The 16,409-nt window shown below is 56.8% G+C and carries 13 protein-coding genes and 1 pseudogene; 11 read left to right on the forward strand and 3 right to left on the reverse strand.

Annotated features, from left to right (window positions below):
- A partial coding sequence (locus tag Q0510_RS06830; RefSeq protein ID WP_298709449.1) for a thiamine pyrophosphate-binding protein occupies positions 1–219 on the reverse strand: 219 nt, incomplete at its 3' end.
- A gap of 76 nt (positions 220–295) precedes the next feature.
- Here Q0510_RS06830 and Q0510_RS06835 point away from each other — a divergent pair.
- The 6 genes from Q0510_RS06835 (at position 296) to Q0510_RS06860 (ending at position 8,487) form a co-directional block, all read left to right on the forward strand.
- A complete protein-coding gene (locus Q0510_RS06835) occupies positions 296–490 on the forward strand; it encodes an NAD(P)H-binding protein (protein ID WP_298709451.1) in 195 nt (64 codons plus the stop codon).
- 223 nt (positions 491–713) lie between these two features.
- Entirely contained in the window at positions 714–1,130 is a 417-nt protein-coding gene (locus tag Q0510_RS06840) for a DUF4345 domain-containing protein (RefSeq protein ID WP_298709453.1), read from the forward strand.
- A 374-nt stretch (positions 1,131–1,504) separates the two neighbouring features.
- Entirely contained in the window at positions 1,505–3,304 is a 1,800-nt protein-coding gene (locus Q0510_RS06845; protein WP_298709455.1) for a family 16 glycoside hydrolase, read from the forward strand.
- A gap of 21 nt (positions 3,305–3,325) precedes the next feature.
- Positions 3,326–5,302 (forward strand): hypothetical protein, encoded by a 1,977-nt coding sequence (locus Q0510_RS06850; protein ID WP_298709457.1) that lies wholly within the window; start codon positions 3,326–3,328, stop codon positions 5,300–5,302.
- A gap of 360 nt (positions 5,303–5,662) precedes the next feature.
- The gene (locus tag Q0510_RS06855; protein WP_298709459.1) at positions 5,663–6,601 is read left to right on the forward strand and encodes an AraC family transcriptional regulator; all 939 of its coding nucleotides are present in this window, start codon (positions 5,663–5,665) and stop codon (positions 6,599–6,601) included.
- Between the two features lie 182 nt (positions 6,602–6,783).
- Positions 6,784–8,487, forward strand: coding sequence for an OmpA family protein (locus Q0510_RS06860; RefSeq protein WP_298709461.1), 1,704 nt, complete (start codon positions 6,784–6,786; stop codon positions 8,485–8,487).
- Positions 8,488–8,553: 66 nt separating this feature from the next.
- On the opposite strand, the gene Q0510_RS06865 is transcribed toward Q0510_RS06860, so the two are convergent.
- Together Q0510_RS06865 and Q0510_RS06870 are read right to left on the reverse strand one after the other, a co-directional pair.
- Complete coding sequence (locus Q0510_RS06865) at positions 8,554–9,459, reverse strand: DUF4349 domain-containing protein (protein ID WP_298709463.1); 906 nt, start codon at positions 9,457–9,459, stop codon at positions 8,554–8,556.
- 64 nt (positions 9,460–9,523) lie between these two features.
- Positions 9,524–10,540, reverse strand: coding sequence for an LLM class flavin-dependent oxidoreductase (locus Q0510_RS06870; RefSeq protein ID WP_298709465.1), 1,017 nt, complete (start codon positions 10,538–10,540; stop codon positions 9,524–9,526).
- Positions 10,541–10,664: 124 nt separating this feature from the next.
- Between Q0510_RS06870 and Q0510_RS06875 the strand changes: the two genes are divergently transcribed.
- The 5 genes and pseudogenes from Q0510_RS06875 to Q0510_RS06895 form a co-directional block, all read left to right on the forward strand.
- Complete coding sequence (locus tag Q0510_RS06875; RefSeq protein WP_298709467.1) at positions 10,665–11,261, forward strand: RNA polymerase sigma factor; 597 nt, start codon at positions 10,665–10,667, stop codon at positions 11,259–11,261.
- Between the two features lie 68 nt (positions 11,262–11,329).
- Entirely contained in the window at positions 11,330–11,698 is a 369-nt protein-coding gene (locus Q0510_RS06880) for a hypothetical protein (protein ID WP_298709469.1), read from the forward strand.
- Positions 11,692–12,441, forward strand: coding sequence for a FecR family protein (locus tag Q0510_RS06885; RefSeq protein WP_298709471.1), 750 nt, complete (start codon positions 11,692–11,694; stop codon positions 12,439–12,441). Before Q0510_RS06880 ends, Q0510_RS06885 begins: the two co-directional genes overlap by 7 nt.
- Before the next feature lie 322 nt (positions 12,442–12,763).
- Positions 12,764–16,120 carry a TonB-dependent receptor gene (locus Q0510_RS06890; RefSeq protein ID WP_298709475.1) on the forward strand — a complete coding sequence of 1,119 codons (3,357 nt, stop codon included), beginning with the start codon at positions 12,764–12,766 and terminating at the stop codon, positions 16,118–16,120.
- A gap of 22 nt (positions 16,121–16,142) precedes the next feature.
- A pseudogene (locus Q0510_RS06895) lies at positions 16,143–16,409 on the forward strand (RagB/SusD family nutrient uptake outer membrane protein); the annotation flags it as partial.

Genomic DNA, 16,409 nt, shown 5'->3' on the forward strand with positions numbered 1-16,409 from the left:
GCAACTGCCTGCACAAACAGCAAGCCCGTCCAGTTCAGCTTCTGCAGCAGCAGCATAAGCTCCCACTTCTTCGTGGCGGACGTGTATCCACTGGATGTTGCCGTCGCGGCGGATGGCGTCGTTGAGATGGTTGAGGCTATCGCCGGTCACGGCATAAATCCTTTCCACGCCTGCATCACGCAGCATTTGAACGATCTGTTCTGCAACAGTTTGGGCCATTTTAGTGTTGTTTTCACAGTTATAACAAGCATTCCCCGGAATGGTTTGATTTACATGCATATTTAAAACATTGTTTATGATATTGGTTACGGGCGCTACCGGGCATGTCGGGAAATCGGCATTGCGGTTCCTCCTGCAGCGGACCGATGCTGCAAATGTGGCGGCGCTGGTGAGGAACCCCGCGAAGGTGGAAAGGCACGAAGGGAAGGCGTACAACTTTTCCAATGCCGCGGCATGGAGTTACGGCGATATCGCCGGTATTGGCAGATAGTGCGCTTGCCAGGCAATAGCCATCAGGGCAGGGGAGTTCGATACGCCAGGGCAGGAGGCGGAGTGTTTTTTGGGGCGCAGGCAAGTGCAGCCGTATGTGTAGCCGGCGAATTTTACGGGAAATAGCGAACTGCTTACCGGCAGAGGAAAATCTTGGCTACCGCCAAGATTTTTTTTTTTGAGGATGGGCAATTTTGTGCCGTAATCAAAATGAAGATATCAACATGAAAAAACAAAAAACATTGCGCATCCTTTCCCGCATTTATATCCTTTTTTCGGCCGCCAGCCTTTTGTATGTGAGCATCATGGCTTTTGCCAGTCCGCAGGCTGTGATGGACCTGGTGCAGGTGAAGTTGCCGAACCCCGATTCGTTCAGTTCCATCCGCGGCGTGTATGGCGGTGTGGGGTTGACGATCGTGGTGATGCTGTGCCGCTGGGCGTTCCGCGATGAGCGGCAGGGCGTGTTGTTCCTGGTCATGCTGTGGGGTTTTTATGCTTTGTCGCGTTTGATGACCCTGGGGATGGAGGGGCCGCTGGGCGATTTCGGCAGGCAGTGGCTGATGACGGAAACGTTTTTGTTCCTGGCGGGAACGGTGTTGTTTGTTTACCACCAAAAAGCTGCCCGGATAGCACGGGTATAAGCGATCTGCACTCAGGCATGTGTGCGGAGAGATCCGAGCCGGCGGGCGTTTGCCTGCCGGTTTTTGGCGGTTCATCCGCTGCCGCCGCTGCCCGTTGTTTTGCCGCCCGGCATGCTTTCTCCCCGTTCATGTAAGGAATACACTAAGTTCCGGGGCCTTCTGCAAAACGGTTTTGCTAACGGGTTTTGCCACGCCAATCGCCCCGTTCTCCTGCGTAGCGATCGTTTTTATGCTAAAACGATATAGGCGGGGCTTACAGCAAGGGTCCGATGCACGCTTTACCATCCGTGGAATTTCGGTTTCCGGGTCCGAAACAATAGTTATTTTGGGCGACTATGGTACAAAAATCGAATCGCAGTTTTGTAAGCCGGTCCATGATCGGCTTTTTGTATGCATGCGGAGCCGGCCTCATGCTGGCCCAACCTGCTACGGCGCAATCCGGAAAATGGCCGCTGACGGACCTCTCCGCCTTCCGCCAGCCCGGCGGCACCTGGCAGATCGCCGGCGACGTATCGGCCAGGATCAACAAGCCCAATGCCCTCGAAACCGTTAAAGGCACCGGCGTACTGGTGAACCTCCCCGGCAAAAAGCAACACGGGGAAGACCTCTATTCCAACTTCCAGCACGGGGATATCGACCTGGAACTTGATTATATGATGGCTGCGGGCTCCAATTCCGGCATCTATTTCCAGGGGCGTTACGAATTCCAGCTGTTCGACAGCTGGGGGAACCCTTCCCCCCGCGCGGCCGACAACGGCGGCATCTACGAACGCTGGGACGACAGCAAGCCCGAAGGCCAGAAAGGCTACCAGGGCTACGCTCCCCGCCAGAACGCCAGCAAAGCGCCCGGCCTGTGGCAGCACCTGAAGGTTTCCTTCCAGGCGCCCAGGTTCGATGCGTCGGGCAATAAAATCGAAAACGCCCGCATCATCCGCGCCGAGCTCAACGGTGTTACCATCCACGAAAACCTGGAGCTTCTCGGCGCCACCCGCGGCGCTAACGGCAACGAAGCCGCCACCGGCCCCCTGCGCATCCAGGGCGACCATGGCGCCGTTGCTTTCCGCAATATTCAGATCACCGACTATTCCACCCCGCGCCCCTCGCTGACGGGCCTGGAATACGCCGTATACAAAACCGCCGGCGCCCGTGACCTCGACCCCGCTACTGCGAAAGTGGAAGCGAAAGGCGCCAGCGATAAACTGACCGCCAACGCCGGCCCCTTTACTCACGGCTACCAGCTCCGCTACACCGGCAAGCTCAACGTACCGCAGGCTGGCGATTACAATGTGGCCGTGATGGCACAGGGCGGCGGCGCCAGCCTCAAAATCAACGGCAAACCCGTAGCAGCTTACGGTGGCAACGGCCGCGGCAGAGTGAGCCTCCCCGCCGGCGCTTCCGACGTAGAGATCATCTACGGCCGCGAGGGCGACTGGGGTGCGCCCACGCTCGCATTCGCCATCGCCGGCAACGGCCTGCGCGAAACGCTTTACGGCGATCCCGTATCTCCCGACAACACCGATCCCATCCTCGTGGAAGCAGACCAGAACACCTTGCTCCGCAGCTTCCTCGACATGCCGGGCCGCGAAAAAATCACCCACGCCATTTCCGTAGGCAGCCCCGAAAAGGTGCATTACTCCTACGATCTCGATAACGGCATGCTCCTCCAGGCATGGCGCGGCCGCTTCCTCGAAACCACCCCCATGTGGCACGAGCGCGGCAACGGCACCGCCCGCCCCGTAGGCGCGCTGCAGCGTTTCGGCAAAACCGCCTTCACGCTCAACCGCCTGGCCGATGCCGCCGCTGAATGGAAGGCAGACTCCGCCGGCACCAGCTACCGCCCCAAAGGATATGTGCTCGATGAAAAAGACAGGCCCACGTTCCGCTACCAGATCTTCGGCAGCAACGTGTCTGACGCCATCCGCATCCTGCCCGACGGCTCCGGCTTCACCCGCGAACTGGAAGTATCCGCTCCCGCGGCTGACCTCTTCGCCAAGCTCGCCGAAGGCGCGCAGATCGAACAGGTGGAAAAAGACCTGTATGTAGTGGATGGAAAATCCTTCTATCTCCGCCTCACCGACGCCGGCGGCGCCAAACCCGTTGTGCGCAGTTCCGGCGGCAAACAGGAACTGATCGTTCCCGTTCGCGGCAAGCTGAGCTATTCCATCCTTTTCTAAACCAATGACTGAATCATCGCAATGAAGCATATAATCAAAAAAGCGGCGATGTGCCTGCTCCCGCTGATGACGCAACTTTCTTCCTCAGCGCAGGAAACGCCGAAAGAAGAAGACTATTTCCGCATCCTCAAGGTAAGCGCGCCGGAAGGCACGCTGCTCGAAGTGGGCGGTCTTACCGTATTGCCCAACGGCGACCTTGGCGTAGCCACCCGCCGCGGGGACATCTACATCGTGGAAAACCCCGGCAGCCGCCGCCCGCATTTTCGCAAATTCGCCAGCGGCCTGCACGAAGTGCTGGGCCTGGCATACAAGAACGGCGATCTTTACTGCGCCCAGCGCGGTGAGCTGACCCGCCTTTCCGACACCAACAACGACGGCAAGGCCGATGTATACGAAACCGTATACGCATGGCCGCTTTCCGGCCACTACCACGAATACAGCTTCGGGCCCAAACTGGCGCCGGATGGGTCTTTCTTCGTATCCGGCAACGTAGCGTTCGGTAACGAGGAATGGTGGCGCGGCGAAAGCCGAGTTCCCTGGCGCGGCTGGGTGATGCATATTTCCCCGGACGGCAGCCACATGGAGCCCTGGGCTACCGGTATGCGCTCCCCCTGCGGCCTTGGTATGATCGACGGAGAACTGTTTTACTCCGAAAACCAGGGCGACTGGATGGGCTCCGGCGGCGTATGGCAGGTGAAAAAAGGCGACTTCGTAGGGCACCCCGCCGGTCTCCGCTGGACCGACCACCCGGAATCTCCCCTCAAACTGAAAGAAGAAGACCTCTATAAACAAGTGGACCAGCGCCGTATCCGCAACGCGGAAGGCCGTATGGTGAAACCGGAAAACGTGGTGGACGAGCAGTTCAAAACGCTTTCTGAAGTGAAAAAGGCCATCCCGCAGATCAAACTGCCGGCTGTTTGGCTGCCGCACGGCGTGTTGGGCATTTCCAACTCCGAAATCCTTCCCATCCCGGAGAATACTTTCGGGCCTTTTGCCGGCCAGATTCTCGTGGGCGACCAGGGCCAGAGCAAGATCATGCGTGTGGTGATGGAAAAGGTGAAAGGCGAATTCCAGGGCGTGGCATTTGATTTCAGGGGCGGCTTCCAGTCCGGCGTGTTGCGCATGGCCTGGGGGAAAGACGGTTCCCTGTTCGTAGGTGAAACCAACCGCGGCTGGGGCTCAGCCGGCGATGCCAACGAAGGCTTGCAGCGCCTGGTGTGGAACAACCGGATCCCTTTCGAGATGAAAACCGTGAAAGCGATGCCCGACGGTTTCGAGATCGAATTTACCTTGCCGGTAGATAAGAAATCCGCCGCCGACCTGGCTGCTTATTCCGTGGAAAGCTTCATATACAAATACCACCCTGTATATGGCAGCCCCACCGTGAACCCTGAGCGTTGCGAAGTGAAAGGCGTGAAAGTATCGGAAGACGGCACCAAAGTGCGCCTGATCGTCGATAACCTGCGCCAGTACTACATCCACAACATTTCCGTAGAAGGCGTGCGCGAGAAGGATTACTTCTATACAACCGTTCACCCCAATGCCTACTACACGCTCAACAACATCCCCGACGGCGCCAAACTGGCGATGAGCGAAGTGAGCACCCGCAATTCCGTGAAGGAAGCCGAAGCCGCCGCCGCGAAAGCGAAAGCCGCTGAAGCCGCCAAAGCGAAGGCGACAGGCGCGAAACCCGCCGCTAAAACGCCGGAAACCGCCGCCGCCAAGCCCGCCGCTCCCAAAGCAGCCACCTATGAGGAAGTAAAACCCCTCCTGGCGAAATATACCTGCTCCGCCTGCCACAACGCAGACAAAAAACAGGTAGGCCCGGCGTTCAAAGACATCGCGCGTAAAAAATACACGAACGAAATGATCGTGAAACTGATCTACAACCCGAATCCTGAAAACTGGCCCGGCTACGCTACCGAAATGCCGCCCATGCCCCAGGTTCCCAAGGCCGATGCGCTTCGTATCGCCAGCTGGATCAATACGTTAAACTAAACGGACCGTTCGGAAATACATGCCTCGCGGCGGAAGACCTTCGGGTTTTCCGCCGCTTTTTTTTGAGAATGAGAATTTTTTTTCAAAATGAATTCACCCCGGAAGGACATTTCTGCATTGTTATATGTAGATACTTATACGAATGACTAGCTGATTTTCTCCAGCTTATCTTATCAGTGAATGTTATTATTCACGTCTGACAGACTAGTACTATGCGAACCCCGTTTTGATCTTTCTCCAATTGGCTTTGGACATTTCAGCCGTAAGCAATTTGAACTGTCACCAAATACTTTATGTATTATGGAAAGCCTTTTATTACCAACGAGGATTTTGTGGATAGATGAACCGCAAACTGCGCCTATGCCTATTGCCAGCATTCCCGACGACGAACTGAAAGGGCTGCTGCCTTTTGCCCGTGTATTTTATGAAATATACCCGGATTGCAAAATCGTAACCCAGGAAATCCAGCTGGGGGCGATCTCTTTGTGGTTCCACCATGTAATGCCCATGTCCAAGATGATCCTTTTCCCGAAAACGCCTTTCCGGAACGTTATCCTTCATCTGATGTTAGGCAATAATGTGCGGGTATTGATGGGAAACGGAAGGTTGACGGATTTGCGCAGGCACCGGATGGATCTTTTCAACCTCCAGGATTATTTTAACACCGTTCCCCTGGAACCAGGTCAGTGGTTTGATAGTTTCCATATCAATTTCAAGCCGGAATCGGCAGCGGAGCTGATGGATACCGTCCCCGAGCTGAAGGGCCTGCTCACCCCGGAAATCCTCCAGGGAGAAGGGCGGATCAATTCCAGGCATGTATTGTTCAATGAAGTTTGCCAGCGTGCATTGAAGAACATTCTCTGCTGCAAGCAGGTCGGCGATGCGGCCGAGTATTATCTCCGCCGGCAGGCGGTCAACCTCCTCACCGTTTTTCTCCGCGCCATGCGGCAGGACGCGGGCGATGTCCGCATGTCTACCAAAAACCGGAAGAAGACCGCAGCCTGTTACCATTACCTGAACCGGAATTTCGCGCGCCAGCATTCGTCGGAAAGCCTCGGCGAGCGATTCTCCCTGGATCACCTGCTGCTGGAAGCTTCGTTTGTCGCCCGTTACGGCCGCACCATCCCTGAATTTATCATGGACAAGCGGATGAACGTGGCGTACCTCGCCCTGATGAAAACGAAAGCACCCTTCTCCCGGATCGCGACCGATACCGGGTTCGATTCGGTGGCCGCGTTCCGCATCGCATTCCGGAAATACTTTCGGGTGGAACCGGTGCACGTCATCAAGGCGCAATAACGCATACCATACTCCTGTGATAAACCATATCTTACCCTGGTGAAGTGAACTCATCTTTCAGAAACGACAAAAGCTCCGTTGCGCGGGGCTTTTGTCGTTTTAATACCCCTGCAGCTTCAATTCTTACAAACAATTCGGCGGGATGGTGGTTATTTATGACAGGTCACATGAAAAACTATCCAATGTGTAAAAAGCCGCATTTCTGCGCCCTGGGGCTCCTGGGGGCCTTTTTAACCCTGTCCGCCTCAGCGCAGCAACAACCCACCTGGGAGCAGCTGGGCGACCGATACTTCGTTACCTGGCAATTCGACAAAGCCGTTCCGGTATACCAAAAACTATCAGGCCAGAAACGGGCAAAACCGTTTGTTTTTTTCCGGCTGGGACACAGCGCCGAAATGCTGGGCGATCCGCAATCGGCCATCGCAGCATACCGCGCATGCATCTCGCGGGACTCCGGGGCCGACAGCCTCTGGATCCGCATCGGCGACCTTTTCAAAATGCAGGAACAATACGACTCCGCCCGCCAGGCATATGCCCGGTATCCCGCCGGCGGTCCCCAGGCTGCCCGCGCCCGTATCAGGATCGACGGCTGCGATTCCGCACAGGCCTGGCTTGCCCACCCGGAAACAGTACGGGTACGGAACGAAGACCGGATCAATACCACCTTGTCGGACTGGGGCGCCTTCCGCCACGAAAACCAGCTCTGGTACACCTCGAACTTCAATCGCCTCAATAGCATAGATCAACGCATTTCCAAGCAAACCCACGAACCCTATTTCGCCGTTTTCCGCTGGAACGATAGCAAGGCAGACGCCAACCGCGTGGACGTCGGCGACCTGGCGCAAATGCTCGATGTCAGCCATTTTCACGCCGGGCCCGTTTGTTATGCGGGCGATACGGCGTACCTCACCGTGAGCCGCCCCGGCCGGCCGGAAACGGAAAGGATGGGCTGGAAGCGCTCCCTGCGCGTGGGTACCCGGCGGCTGGAACTGTTCCTGGTGGCGGGAGGGAAAGTCTCCGCGTTCCCTTACAACGATCCTGGAAACTTTTCCGTAGGCCATGCGGCCATCGCTCCGGATGGGAGGGCGCTTTACTTTGTGTCAGACAGGCCGGGCGGCTTCGGCGGCACGGATATCTGGTATTCGGTTCGCGGGGCCGATGGTTCCTGGGGCGCGCCGGTGAACTGCGGCGCGGGTATCAACACCGCTGATGACGAGATGTTCCCGGTATTCCAGCCTGATGGCTCGCTGACGTTTGCCAGCGAAGGGCATGCGGGGATGGGGGGACTGGATCTCTTTAATATCAGCGGCAGTGAAACAGGCTGGTCTGCACCGCGCAACCTGCGCCCGCCGTTTAATTCCGGCAGGGATGATTTCCATTTTATCAGTACGGATTCGCTCAGCGGATATTTCGCATCGGACCGCCCCGGTGGAAAGGGCAGCGACGATATTTACGCTTTCGCGATCATCCCGCCGCCTCCTCCGCCACCACCACCGCCGCCACCGCCCCCTCCGCCGAAAAAAGGCGATGTGCTCGTGCTGAAGGATTTGTATTACGACTTCGACAAATTTGCCATCCGTTACCCGGACGCCACACGCGTACTGGATTCGCTGGCTGTCATCCTGCAGGATCATCCCACCATGCGGGTATCGCTGGAATCGCATACGGACAGCCGCGGCAACGACGCTTATAACATGCGCCTGTCGGAACGCCGTGCGGAATCCGCCGTGCAGTACCTCGTGCAGAAAGGCATCGCCCGCAGCCGGCTCGAATGGCGGGGGCTCGGTGAATCGCAGCTCGTAAACCGTTGCGGCAACAACGTGGAATGTTCCGAAGAAGAGCACCAGGCCAACCGCAGAACGGAAGTGAGAATCCTGGAAGATTAATTGCATCCTGTATAAACGCGAAAGGCGGCCTGCAATGCGGGCCGCCTTTCGTTTGCGGAAGACTTGCTAGGCCTGGGGTTTGTTGTGCATCGATGCTTTCAGCCGTGGAAACCATTTGCGGTAAGCGAACCAGGTAAATGCCGCGGTGAGCAGCAGCGGCCAGATGCCGAGGAAGAACAGGAATACGGCACGGAAGAACTGAATGCCACCGTTGAAGGACAACAGCGCCTCAGCGCCGAAGCTATTTTGGGAAAAACGTTCGGGATCGGGGATAATGACCGACACCGCCATTTCGGGTTGCGTAAGCTCGACTTCAATGGTTGAAAATGCAGCCAGCTGGTCGATGCCGAGATTTTCGATCGTACGGCCCACCGCGCCGCGCTGCGCGTCTTCCTGGTACTGGCGGACGTCCAGCTCCTTGTTCTCTTTGGTATGTGTTACAGGGCGCTCCTGCGCCCGGGATGCGTCGTTGAGGAGTTTGTTGTGGAGATGTTTGAGCGACATGTCCGTGTCTTTCAACGTTCGGGACTCCACGAAATCCGCCATAGCCGTAAGCGAATGCACGACGGAATCCATCATGGTAACCGGAACGCGCAAACGCAGATGTGCCTCCGGTGCATACCAGGTAACGCGGCGGAGGGAATCGCTGGTGTACCGCGTATCGTTTTGCCGCGCGGAGGCTTGCCGGATCTCGCTTTCTTCCACCACACCGCCGGCGCGGGTAACGATGCGTTCCATCTGCACGGTGCTTTCCACTACGTTGCCAACGCGCAACCGCAGGTCGGCGGTTTTTACGCGTTTCTCCGGGATGTTGGCGGCGTTCATGGAAACTTCTCCGGGTGCGGCATACGAGGAATCGGCCACGGCTTCCGCTTCGGGCGCATAATCTTTGCGGGAGCCTGCATTGCTGCAGGCATAGAGGGTCAGTACGGGCAACAGCGCGGCTGCCCACAACATGGAATGACGTTGCATAAGGAGGAGGATTTTCCTTTTATACGCGACATCGCATAAACGTAACCTTAGCGAAATGTTAAAATCAGTTGCGGGGCGACAGGCCGAATACTTTTGCGAGCAAACGGAACGATTCCATCCGTTCGCCAGCGTTCTCGGCGATGGTGCTGATCACGGCTTCGTCGACTTCATACGCCTCGCACAGCGCGGTGATCTTCGCCTTCACTTCCTCCGGCGATCCGCAGACCATGCGGCGGCGGTTGTAGTTGACGCGCAGCTGTTCGTCGGGCATGTACTCCTGTTCGCGGATCTCCTCGTAGGAGGGGAGGGCGGTATCGCTGCCGCGCTCGATCTGGAGCAGGCGGTAATCCATTATGGTTTGCCAGCGCTCCACGGTTTCCGGGCTTTCGGATGTGAATGCGAAAATGCCGAAGTTGGCGAGCGGGGCGGAGAGCGTTTCTGAAGGGCGGAAGGTTTCGCGGTATTGATGCACGACTTCGGGCCCGCCGCTGGGATTGATGAAATGAGCGAAGGAAAGGGCCGTTCCGAAATGCGCCGCCACGCTCGCGCTGCCGCCGCTGGAAGTCAGCAGCCAGATGGGAGGAGCGGTTTCCGCCTGCGGCATGGCTTTCACTTTTTCGTACAGTGTGCCCTCAGGCGCATGATCCGTGAGGAAATGCTGGAGGTCCATGATCTGCTGCACGAAATCTTTGTCGCTGAAGGTATTCTGCGGGTTGAGGATGCGCGCCGTGAGCCGGTCGCCGCCCGGAGCGCGCCCCACGCCGAGATCGATGCGCCCGGGCGCGAGGGCTTCCAGCATCCGGAAATTCTCCGCCACCTTCAGCGAACTGTGGTTGGGCAGCATCACGCCGGCGGAACCAAGGCGGATGTGCTCCGTATGCGCCGTGAGAAACGCCAGCAAAACTTCCGGCGTGGAGCCGGCGATCGTCGAAATGTTATGGTGCTCCGAAACCCAGAAGCGCGAATAGCCCAGTTTGTCGGCCATTTGCGCCAATGCCATGGTTTCCAGCAAGGTTTCCCGTACGTTACTGCCGGTCCGGATCACGGACTGGTCCAGTACACTCAATTTTATCTGCTTCATCTTCTGTCGGTTAGATCCATTCCGGTAAATCCGGACTATAAATGTAGGTATATTGACTCATTTGGCGATTAACCGATTTTAGTTAGATTTACATCCAACCAGGCAACCAAAATTGATAGTCGGCATGGATAGCAACCTATCCGGGACGGATCTGCTGGTTCGGATGAAGGGCGGCGACGAGCAAGCGTTTGCGGCCATTTACCGCCAGTATCACCCATCCCTTTATATGTTTATTCTGCGTTATTGCAAGGTACCTTCACTGGCGGAGGATCTTGTGCACGACGTTTTTTTGAAAGTCTGGGAGATCCGCCACCGCATCCAGCCGGAGCTTCCATTTACCGGCTACATATACCGCATTGCCCGCAACCACGTCTTTAAAACCCTCGAGCGCGCGGCCACCGACCGCAGCCTGCGGGAACAGATCCTGGCGCAGCTGAGCGCCCTGCCCGAAGGCTTCCATCCCGAACAGGTGGTGAAATCCAAGGAATACGACCGCCTCTTCCACGAAGCCCTTAACCATATGCCGCCCCAGCGCCTCAATGTTTTCCGCCTTTGCAGGCAGGAAGGGCGCACTTACGACGAAGCCGCCGAAATCCTCGGCATTTCCCGCAACGCCGTGAAAAAGCACATGGTGCTCGGGATGCGCTTTATCCATGACTATATCTTCCGCTACGGCGGCGTTTCCCTCTCTGTCGCCTTCTTTTTCAAAAATTATTTTTAGGAAGGGGTACCCTCTTTTGTATTTCCGGGATATTATATACAGGTGCCACGTCAAAGGCGCCTGCTGATATGTCAACATCCACGGACCACGAAAAACTGCTGCAACGATACCTCGACGGCGATTGTACGCCCGAAGAGGCGGCCGAATTGATGGAAAGGCTCCGGCAAACCGGCGCGCACCGCGAGGTGCTGCAAAGGATGCAGGAAGAATTTCCGGTAATGATGGCATCCCGCCCCGAAATCCCGACGCACATCAGTCAACGTATAGAAGCGCGCCTGCTCGAAAGCATCCGTGCCACCAAAGTACGCCGCCTGCCCGTCCGCCGCTGGGCCGCTGCCGCCGCCGTGCTGCTGCTCCTGGGTGCAGGAGGCGCATTTTTCCTTACCCGTCCATCTTCCAAAAGTCCATCGCGCCGGGGTCAGACAAAGCCGTGCTGACCCTGGCCGACGGTTCGGTGGTAACGCTCGACAGCGCCGGCAACCAGGTGATCCGCCAGGGCGAAACGCTCGTGCGGCAGCAAAACGGCAAACTGCTGTACAGCGCCGGCAACCACCCTGTGGCGGCGGGTTTCAACACCCTCACCGTGCCGCGTGGCGGGCAGTTCCAGATCGTATTGCCCGACGGCAGCCGCGTATGGCTGAACTCCACCTCCAAACTCCGCTTCCCGACTGCTTTCAACGACAACAGGCGCGTCGTGGAGCTGGAAGGGCAGGGGTATTTCGAAGTGAGCAAAAACGCGCTGAAACCCTTTATCGTACAAACCAAAGCCGCCAATGTAGAAGTGCTGGGAACGGGGTTCGACGTCATGGCCTACCCGGATGAGCGTACCATGAACACCACGCTCGTGGAAGGCGCTGTGAAAGTGAAGGACGTACGCCTCAAACCCGGCCAGCAGGCCCGCCTGGAACACGCTACCGGTACCATAACAGTGGCGCCGGCCGATGTGCAGCAGGTGATCGCCTGGAAAACGGGCTTCTTCGAGTTCGACAACGCGGATATCGACGATATCCTCCGCCAGGCGGCGCGGTGGTATGACGTGGAAGTGGTATACCGGGGGAAAACGAAGCTCCTGATCGGGGGGCGCATCAGCCGCCAGTTACCCTTGTCGGAGCTGTTGAAAATGCTGGAGGATAATGGGGCGAAGTTCAGCATGGAAGGGCGCAGGCTCATTGTTCATTGATCTATCTCTTTACCATTCAATAACATAAACCAAAACTAAACGCAACGTTATGAACAAACATTCCACCACATGACACGAACGGACGCCCTGCAATAAAAAAACCGGAAGCGCTCGCAACACTTCCGGCATATTCGGGCTTCCGAAAAAAGACCTCTGACAGAACTTTTATCTCGTAATTCCCAAACACTGCAAAAGTATGAAATTTAACTTTAGCGGCGGAGCTTCCTTTGTCCGGGTAGTTCGCGCTGTTTATCCCGCGTCGTTCCACGTTATCCCGCGGTATGGATCCTGGAAGGATGGCATCGGTAAATTCTGCATTGTTATGAAACTCACCACCTTTTTACTGCTAGTCGCGTGTCTGCAGATCAGCGCCAAGGGCTTGTCGCAGCAGGTCACCCTCAAGGAGCGCAACGCGCCCTTGAAGAAGGTGTTGAAAGAAATATCCCGCCAGTCGGGCCTTTCGATCGTGTACGACGAGAGCCTCCTGGCCGGTACCAGCAGGGTCACGATCGATATACGGGAGGTGCCCGTCAAACAGGCGCTGAACCTGCTGCTGCTCAACCAGCCCGTTGGTTTTACCATGGAAGGGCAGAAGATCGTCATCCGCCCCATGGTGACGCCCGTTACCGCGGCAGATACCACTTTCCCCGTGAGCGGGGTGGTGACCGACGAGAAAGGGGCGCCGCTGCCCGGGGTGACGGTCCGCGTGCATAACACCTCCATTGGCACCACATCCAACGGCGACGGCCGGTACAGCCTGCGGGCGCCAGGCAAGAGCGCGCAATTGGTTTTCAGTATTTTAGGTTATACTTCCCGCACCCTCGGCACCAGCGGCGGCACGCTCGACGTGCAGTTGTCGCTGTCCGAAACTTCCCTCACCGAAACTGTTGTGGTGGGCTACGGCACCCAGAAGAAAGCGGTGGTGACCGGGGCGATTTCGTCCGTCCGCGCCAAAGACCTGGAGAACATGCCCATCAACCGGGTGGAGCAGGCGCTGCAGGGCCGCACTTCCGGCGTGATCATCGCTTCTAATTCCGGCCAGCCGGGCTCTGCGGCCACGGTGCGCATCCGCGGCCTCACCACTTTCAATAACAACAACCCGCTCTGGGTAGTGGATGGCGTTGTAGTCGACAACGGCGGCATCGGCTTCCTCAACCAAAACGATATCGAATCCATCCAGGTGCTGAAAGACGCGGCCTCCCAGGCGATTTACGGCGCCCGCGCCGCGGCCGGGGTTATCCTCATCACCACCAAGAAAGGCCGCGCCGGCAAGCTGCAGATCGGTTACAACGGGTATTACGGTGTGTCGCAGCCTGCCCGCAAGCTTAAACTCATGGATGCACGCGAATATGCGACCATGATCAACGAAGCAAACGTGAACGACGGCAAGGCGCCCGTGTATAACGATCCCGCGGCTTTGGGCAAAGGGAGTGACTGGCAGTCGACCATCTTCAACAACAGCGCCGTTCGCCAGAACCACGAACTGAGCATCAGCGGCGGCAGCGAGAAATCGACATTCTATACATCCTTCGGTTTCCTCAACCAGGAGGGCATCGTGGCCAGCGACATTTCCAACTACAAACGCTTCAACGCACGTATCAATTCGACCTATAAAATTACCCCCTGGCTGACGTTCGGGGAAAATATCGGGTATTCGTACGATAAATCGGTTGGCCTGGGCAACACCAACTCCGAGTTCGGTGGCCCCCTCAGCTCCGCGATCAACCTCGACCCCATCACGCCCATCGTGGAAACCGATCCGGCCAAAGCCAATGCCAGTCCGTACGACAAACCCACCGTGCGCCGCAACGCACTGGGTCAGCCTTACGGCATTTCGCCGATCGTGACCCAGGAAATGACCAACCCGCTGGCCTACATTTCCACGCGCCTGGGCAACTACAACTGGAGCCACAATATCGTGGGGAACGTTTACCTGGAAGCCGAACCAATAAAAGGCCTGAAAGCGCGCTCTTCCGTAGGTTCCAAGCTGGCGTTCTACGGGCATGAGGCATTTACGCCCAAGTTCCTGCTGAACTCCTCCACGGAACAAACGATCGCGATTTTCAACCGCGGCATCAATAATATTTTCTTCTGGAATATCGAGAATACACTGTCTTACACCCGCGAGCTCAACCTCCACACGGCCACCGTGCTGGTAGGGCAGGGCGCTTACAAGGAAGGCGGCGCGCGGAGCACGGAAATTTTCTTCGACGACGTGCCGGCGCTCACTTTTGATGAAGCATCGTTCAACTACAAAGTGGCCAAGGAAAAGCGCAGGGCCGAAGGCGGCGAGGGGATCGATCACCTCGTGTCTTCCCTCTTCGCAAGGCTGAACTATAATTATGATGAGAAGTACCTGGTGGAAGGGATCATCCGCCGTGACGGATCCTCCCGATTTGGCGCCAACAAGAAATACGGTGTTTTCCCCTCATTCTCGCTCGGATGGGTCCCCAGCCGCGAAAACTTCTGGCCGCAAAATAACGTGGTGGACCTGCTCAAGATCCGTGGCGGTTACGGCGTAGTCGGCAGTGACGCCATCACCGATTTTGCGTACCTGCCCACCATCGGCAGCGGCCGCGATTATACTATCGGCAGCGGCGGCACCATCGGCGAAGGCTCCAGTCCCAACGCCCCGGCCAACCCCGATCTGAAATGGGAAGAAACGCATCAGACCAATATCGGTTTCGAAGCTTATCTCTTTAAAAGATTAAACGTACAGTTTGATTGGTTCAGGAAGAATACGAAAGACATCCTCATGACCAGGCGCCTGCCCTGGTACGTAGGCTCCGTAAGTGATCCGGCCGCCAATATCGGTGGCATGGAAAACGCCGGAGTAGAACTGGAGCTGTCGTATAACCAGGAGTTCGGAGATTTTAATCTCAACGTGGGTGGTAACGTAAGCTATATGAGAAACAAGGTAACTAACCTCGGCGAAAACCGGCAGTTCCTGTATCTCGGCTCCGCATCGTTCCAGAATATGGGTAATATCACCCGCGCGGAAATCGGGCGTCCGTTTAACGCATTTTACATGTTCGAGCACCTGGGGATATTCCAGAACCAGTCGGAGATCGATGCATATGTGAATAAGAACGGAGGGAAGATCCAGCCGAATGCAAAACCGGGCGATTTCAAATGGAAAGATATCAACGGCGACGGGCAGATCAACGACGACGACCGCGATTACATCGGCAATCCCACGCCGAACTGGACGTACGGGATGACCGTCAACGCCGCTTACAAGAATTTCGACCTGGTGATCTTCGGCCAGGGTGCGGCGGGCAACCAGATTTTCCAGGGGCTGCGCAGGCTCGATATCCTGAATGCCAACTGGCAGAATAAATCCCTCAACCGCTGGCATGGCGAAGGCACTTCGAACACTCATCCCCGCATGACTTTCGACGATCCCAACGATAACTATTCGCGCGGGTCGCAGTTCTATCTCGAAGACGGTGATTATTTCCGTTTTAAGATCATTCAGCTCGGATATACGCTCCCTACGCACCTGGTGAAAAAGGCAGGTTTCGAAAGGGTGCGCGTGCATGTGATGGGCGAAAACCTGTTCACTTTCACGAAATACACCGGCTACGATCCCGAAATCGGCGGCGGCATCCTGAGTATCGACCGCGGTATTTATCCGCAGGCGCGCACATTTATGTTCGGCCTGAATTTTACCTATTAATCGCAAAACGAAAGACTGACACATGAAAGCGAAATATTTTCCCATCATATGCGCGCTGGCGGCCGGTGTTACCCTGGCTTCCTGCGCCGACAGCTGGCTGGACCCCGAAATGCGGGGCACCAACCTGGAATCCAATTTCTATAAAAACGAAGAAGAAGCTTTTAAAGGACTTGTGGCCGTATACGATGTGGTAGGCTGGCAGGGCGGGGGATACGTGACCCGTACGGGAATGGCCGATGCAGCGTCCGATGACCATCATGCCGGCGGCGGCGGCGCCAGCGACGTGAAT

The sequence above is a fragment of the uncultured Chitinophaga sp. genome (assembly GCF_937874145.1).
Taxonomy (GTDB): domain Bacteria; phylum Bacteroidota; class Bacteroidia; order Chitinophagales; family Chitinophagaceae; genus Chitinophaga.

Coding starts and splice junctions, on each gene's coding strand:
- Q0510_RS06875 (WP_298709467.1), top strand. CDS start 10,665: ATGGATAGCAACCTATCCGGGACGGATCTGCTGGTTCGGATGAAGGGC.
- Q0510_RS06840 (WP_298709453.1), top strand. CDS start 714: ATGAAAAAACAAAAAACATTGCGCATCCTTTCCCGCATTTATATCCTT.
- Q0510_RS06890 (WP_298709475.1), top strand. CDS start 12,764: ATGAAACTCACCACCTTTTTACTGCTAGTCGCGTGTCTGCAGATCAGC.
- Q0510_RS06865 (WP_298709463.1), bottom strand. CDS start 9,459: ATGCAACGTCATTCCATGTTGTGGGCAGCCGCGCTGTTGCCCGTACTG.
- Q0510_RS06835 (WP_298709451.1), top strand. CDS start 296: ATGATATTGGTTACGGGCGCTACCGGGCATGTCGGGAAATCGGCATTG.
- Q0510_RS06845 (WP_298709455.1), top strand. CDS start 1,505: ATGATCGGCTTTTTGTATGCATGCGGAGCCGGCCTCATGCTGGCCCAA.
- Q0510_RS06880 (WP_298709469.1), top strand. CDS start 11,330: ATGTCAACATCCACGGACCACGAAAAACTGCTGCAACGATACCTCGAC.
- Q0510_RS06850 (WP_298709457.1), top strand. CDS start 3,326: ATGAAGCATATAATCAAAAAAGCGGCGATGTGCCTGCTCCCGCTGATG.
- Q0510_RS06860 (WP_298709461.1), top strand. CDS start 6,784: ATGTGTAAAAAGCCGCATTTCTGCGCCCTGGGGCTCCTGGGGGCCTTT.
- Q0510_RS06855 (WP_298709459.1), top strand. CDS start 5,663: ATGCCTATTGCCAGCATTCCCGACGACGAACTGAAAGGGCTGCTGCCT.
- Q0510_RS06870 (WP_298709465.1), bottom strand. CDS start 10,540: ATGAAGCAGATAAAATTGAGTGTACTGGACCAGTCCGTGATCCGGACC.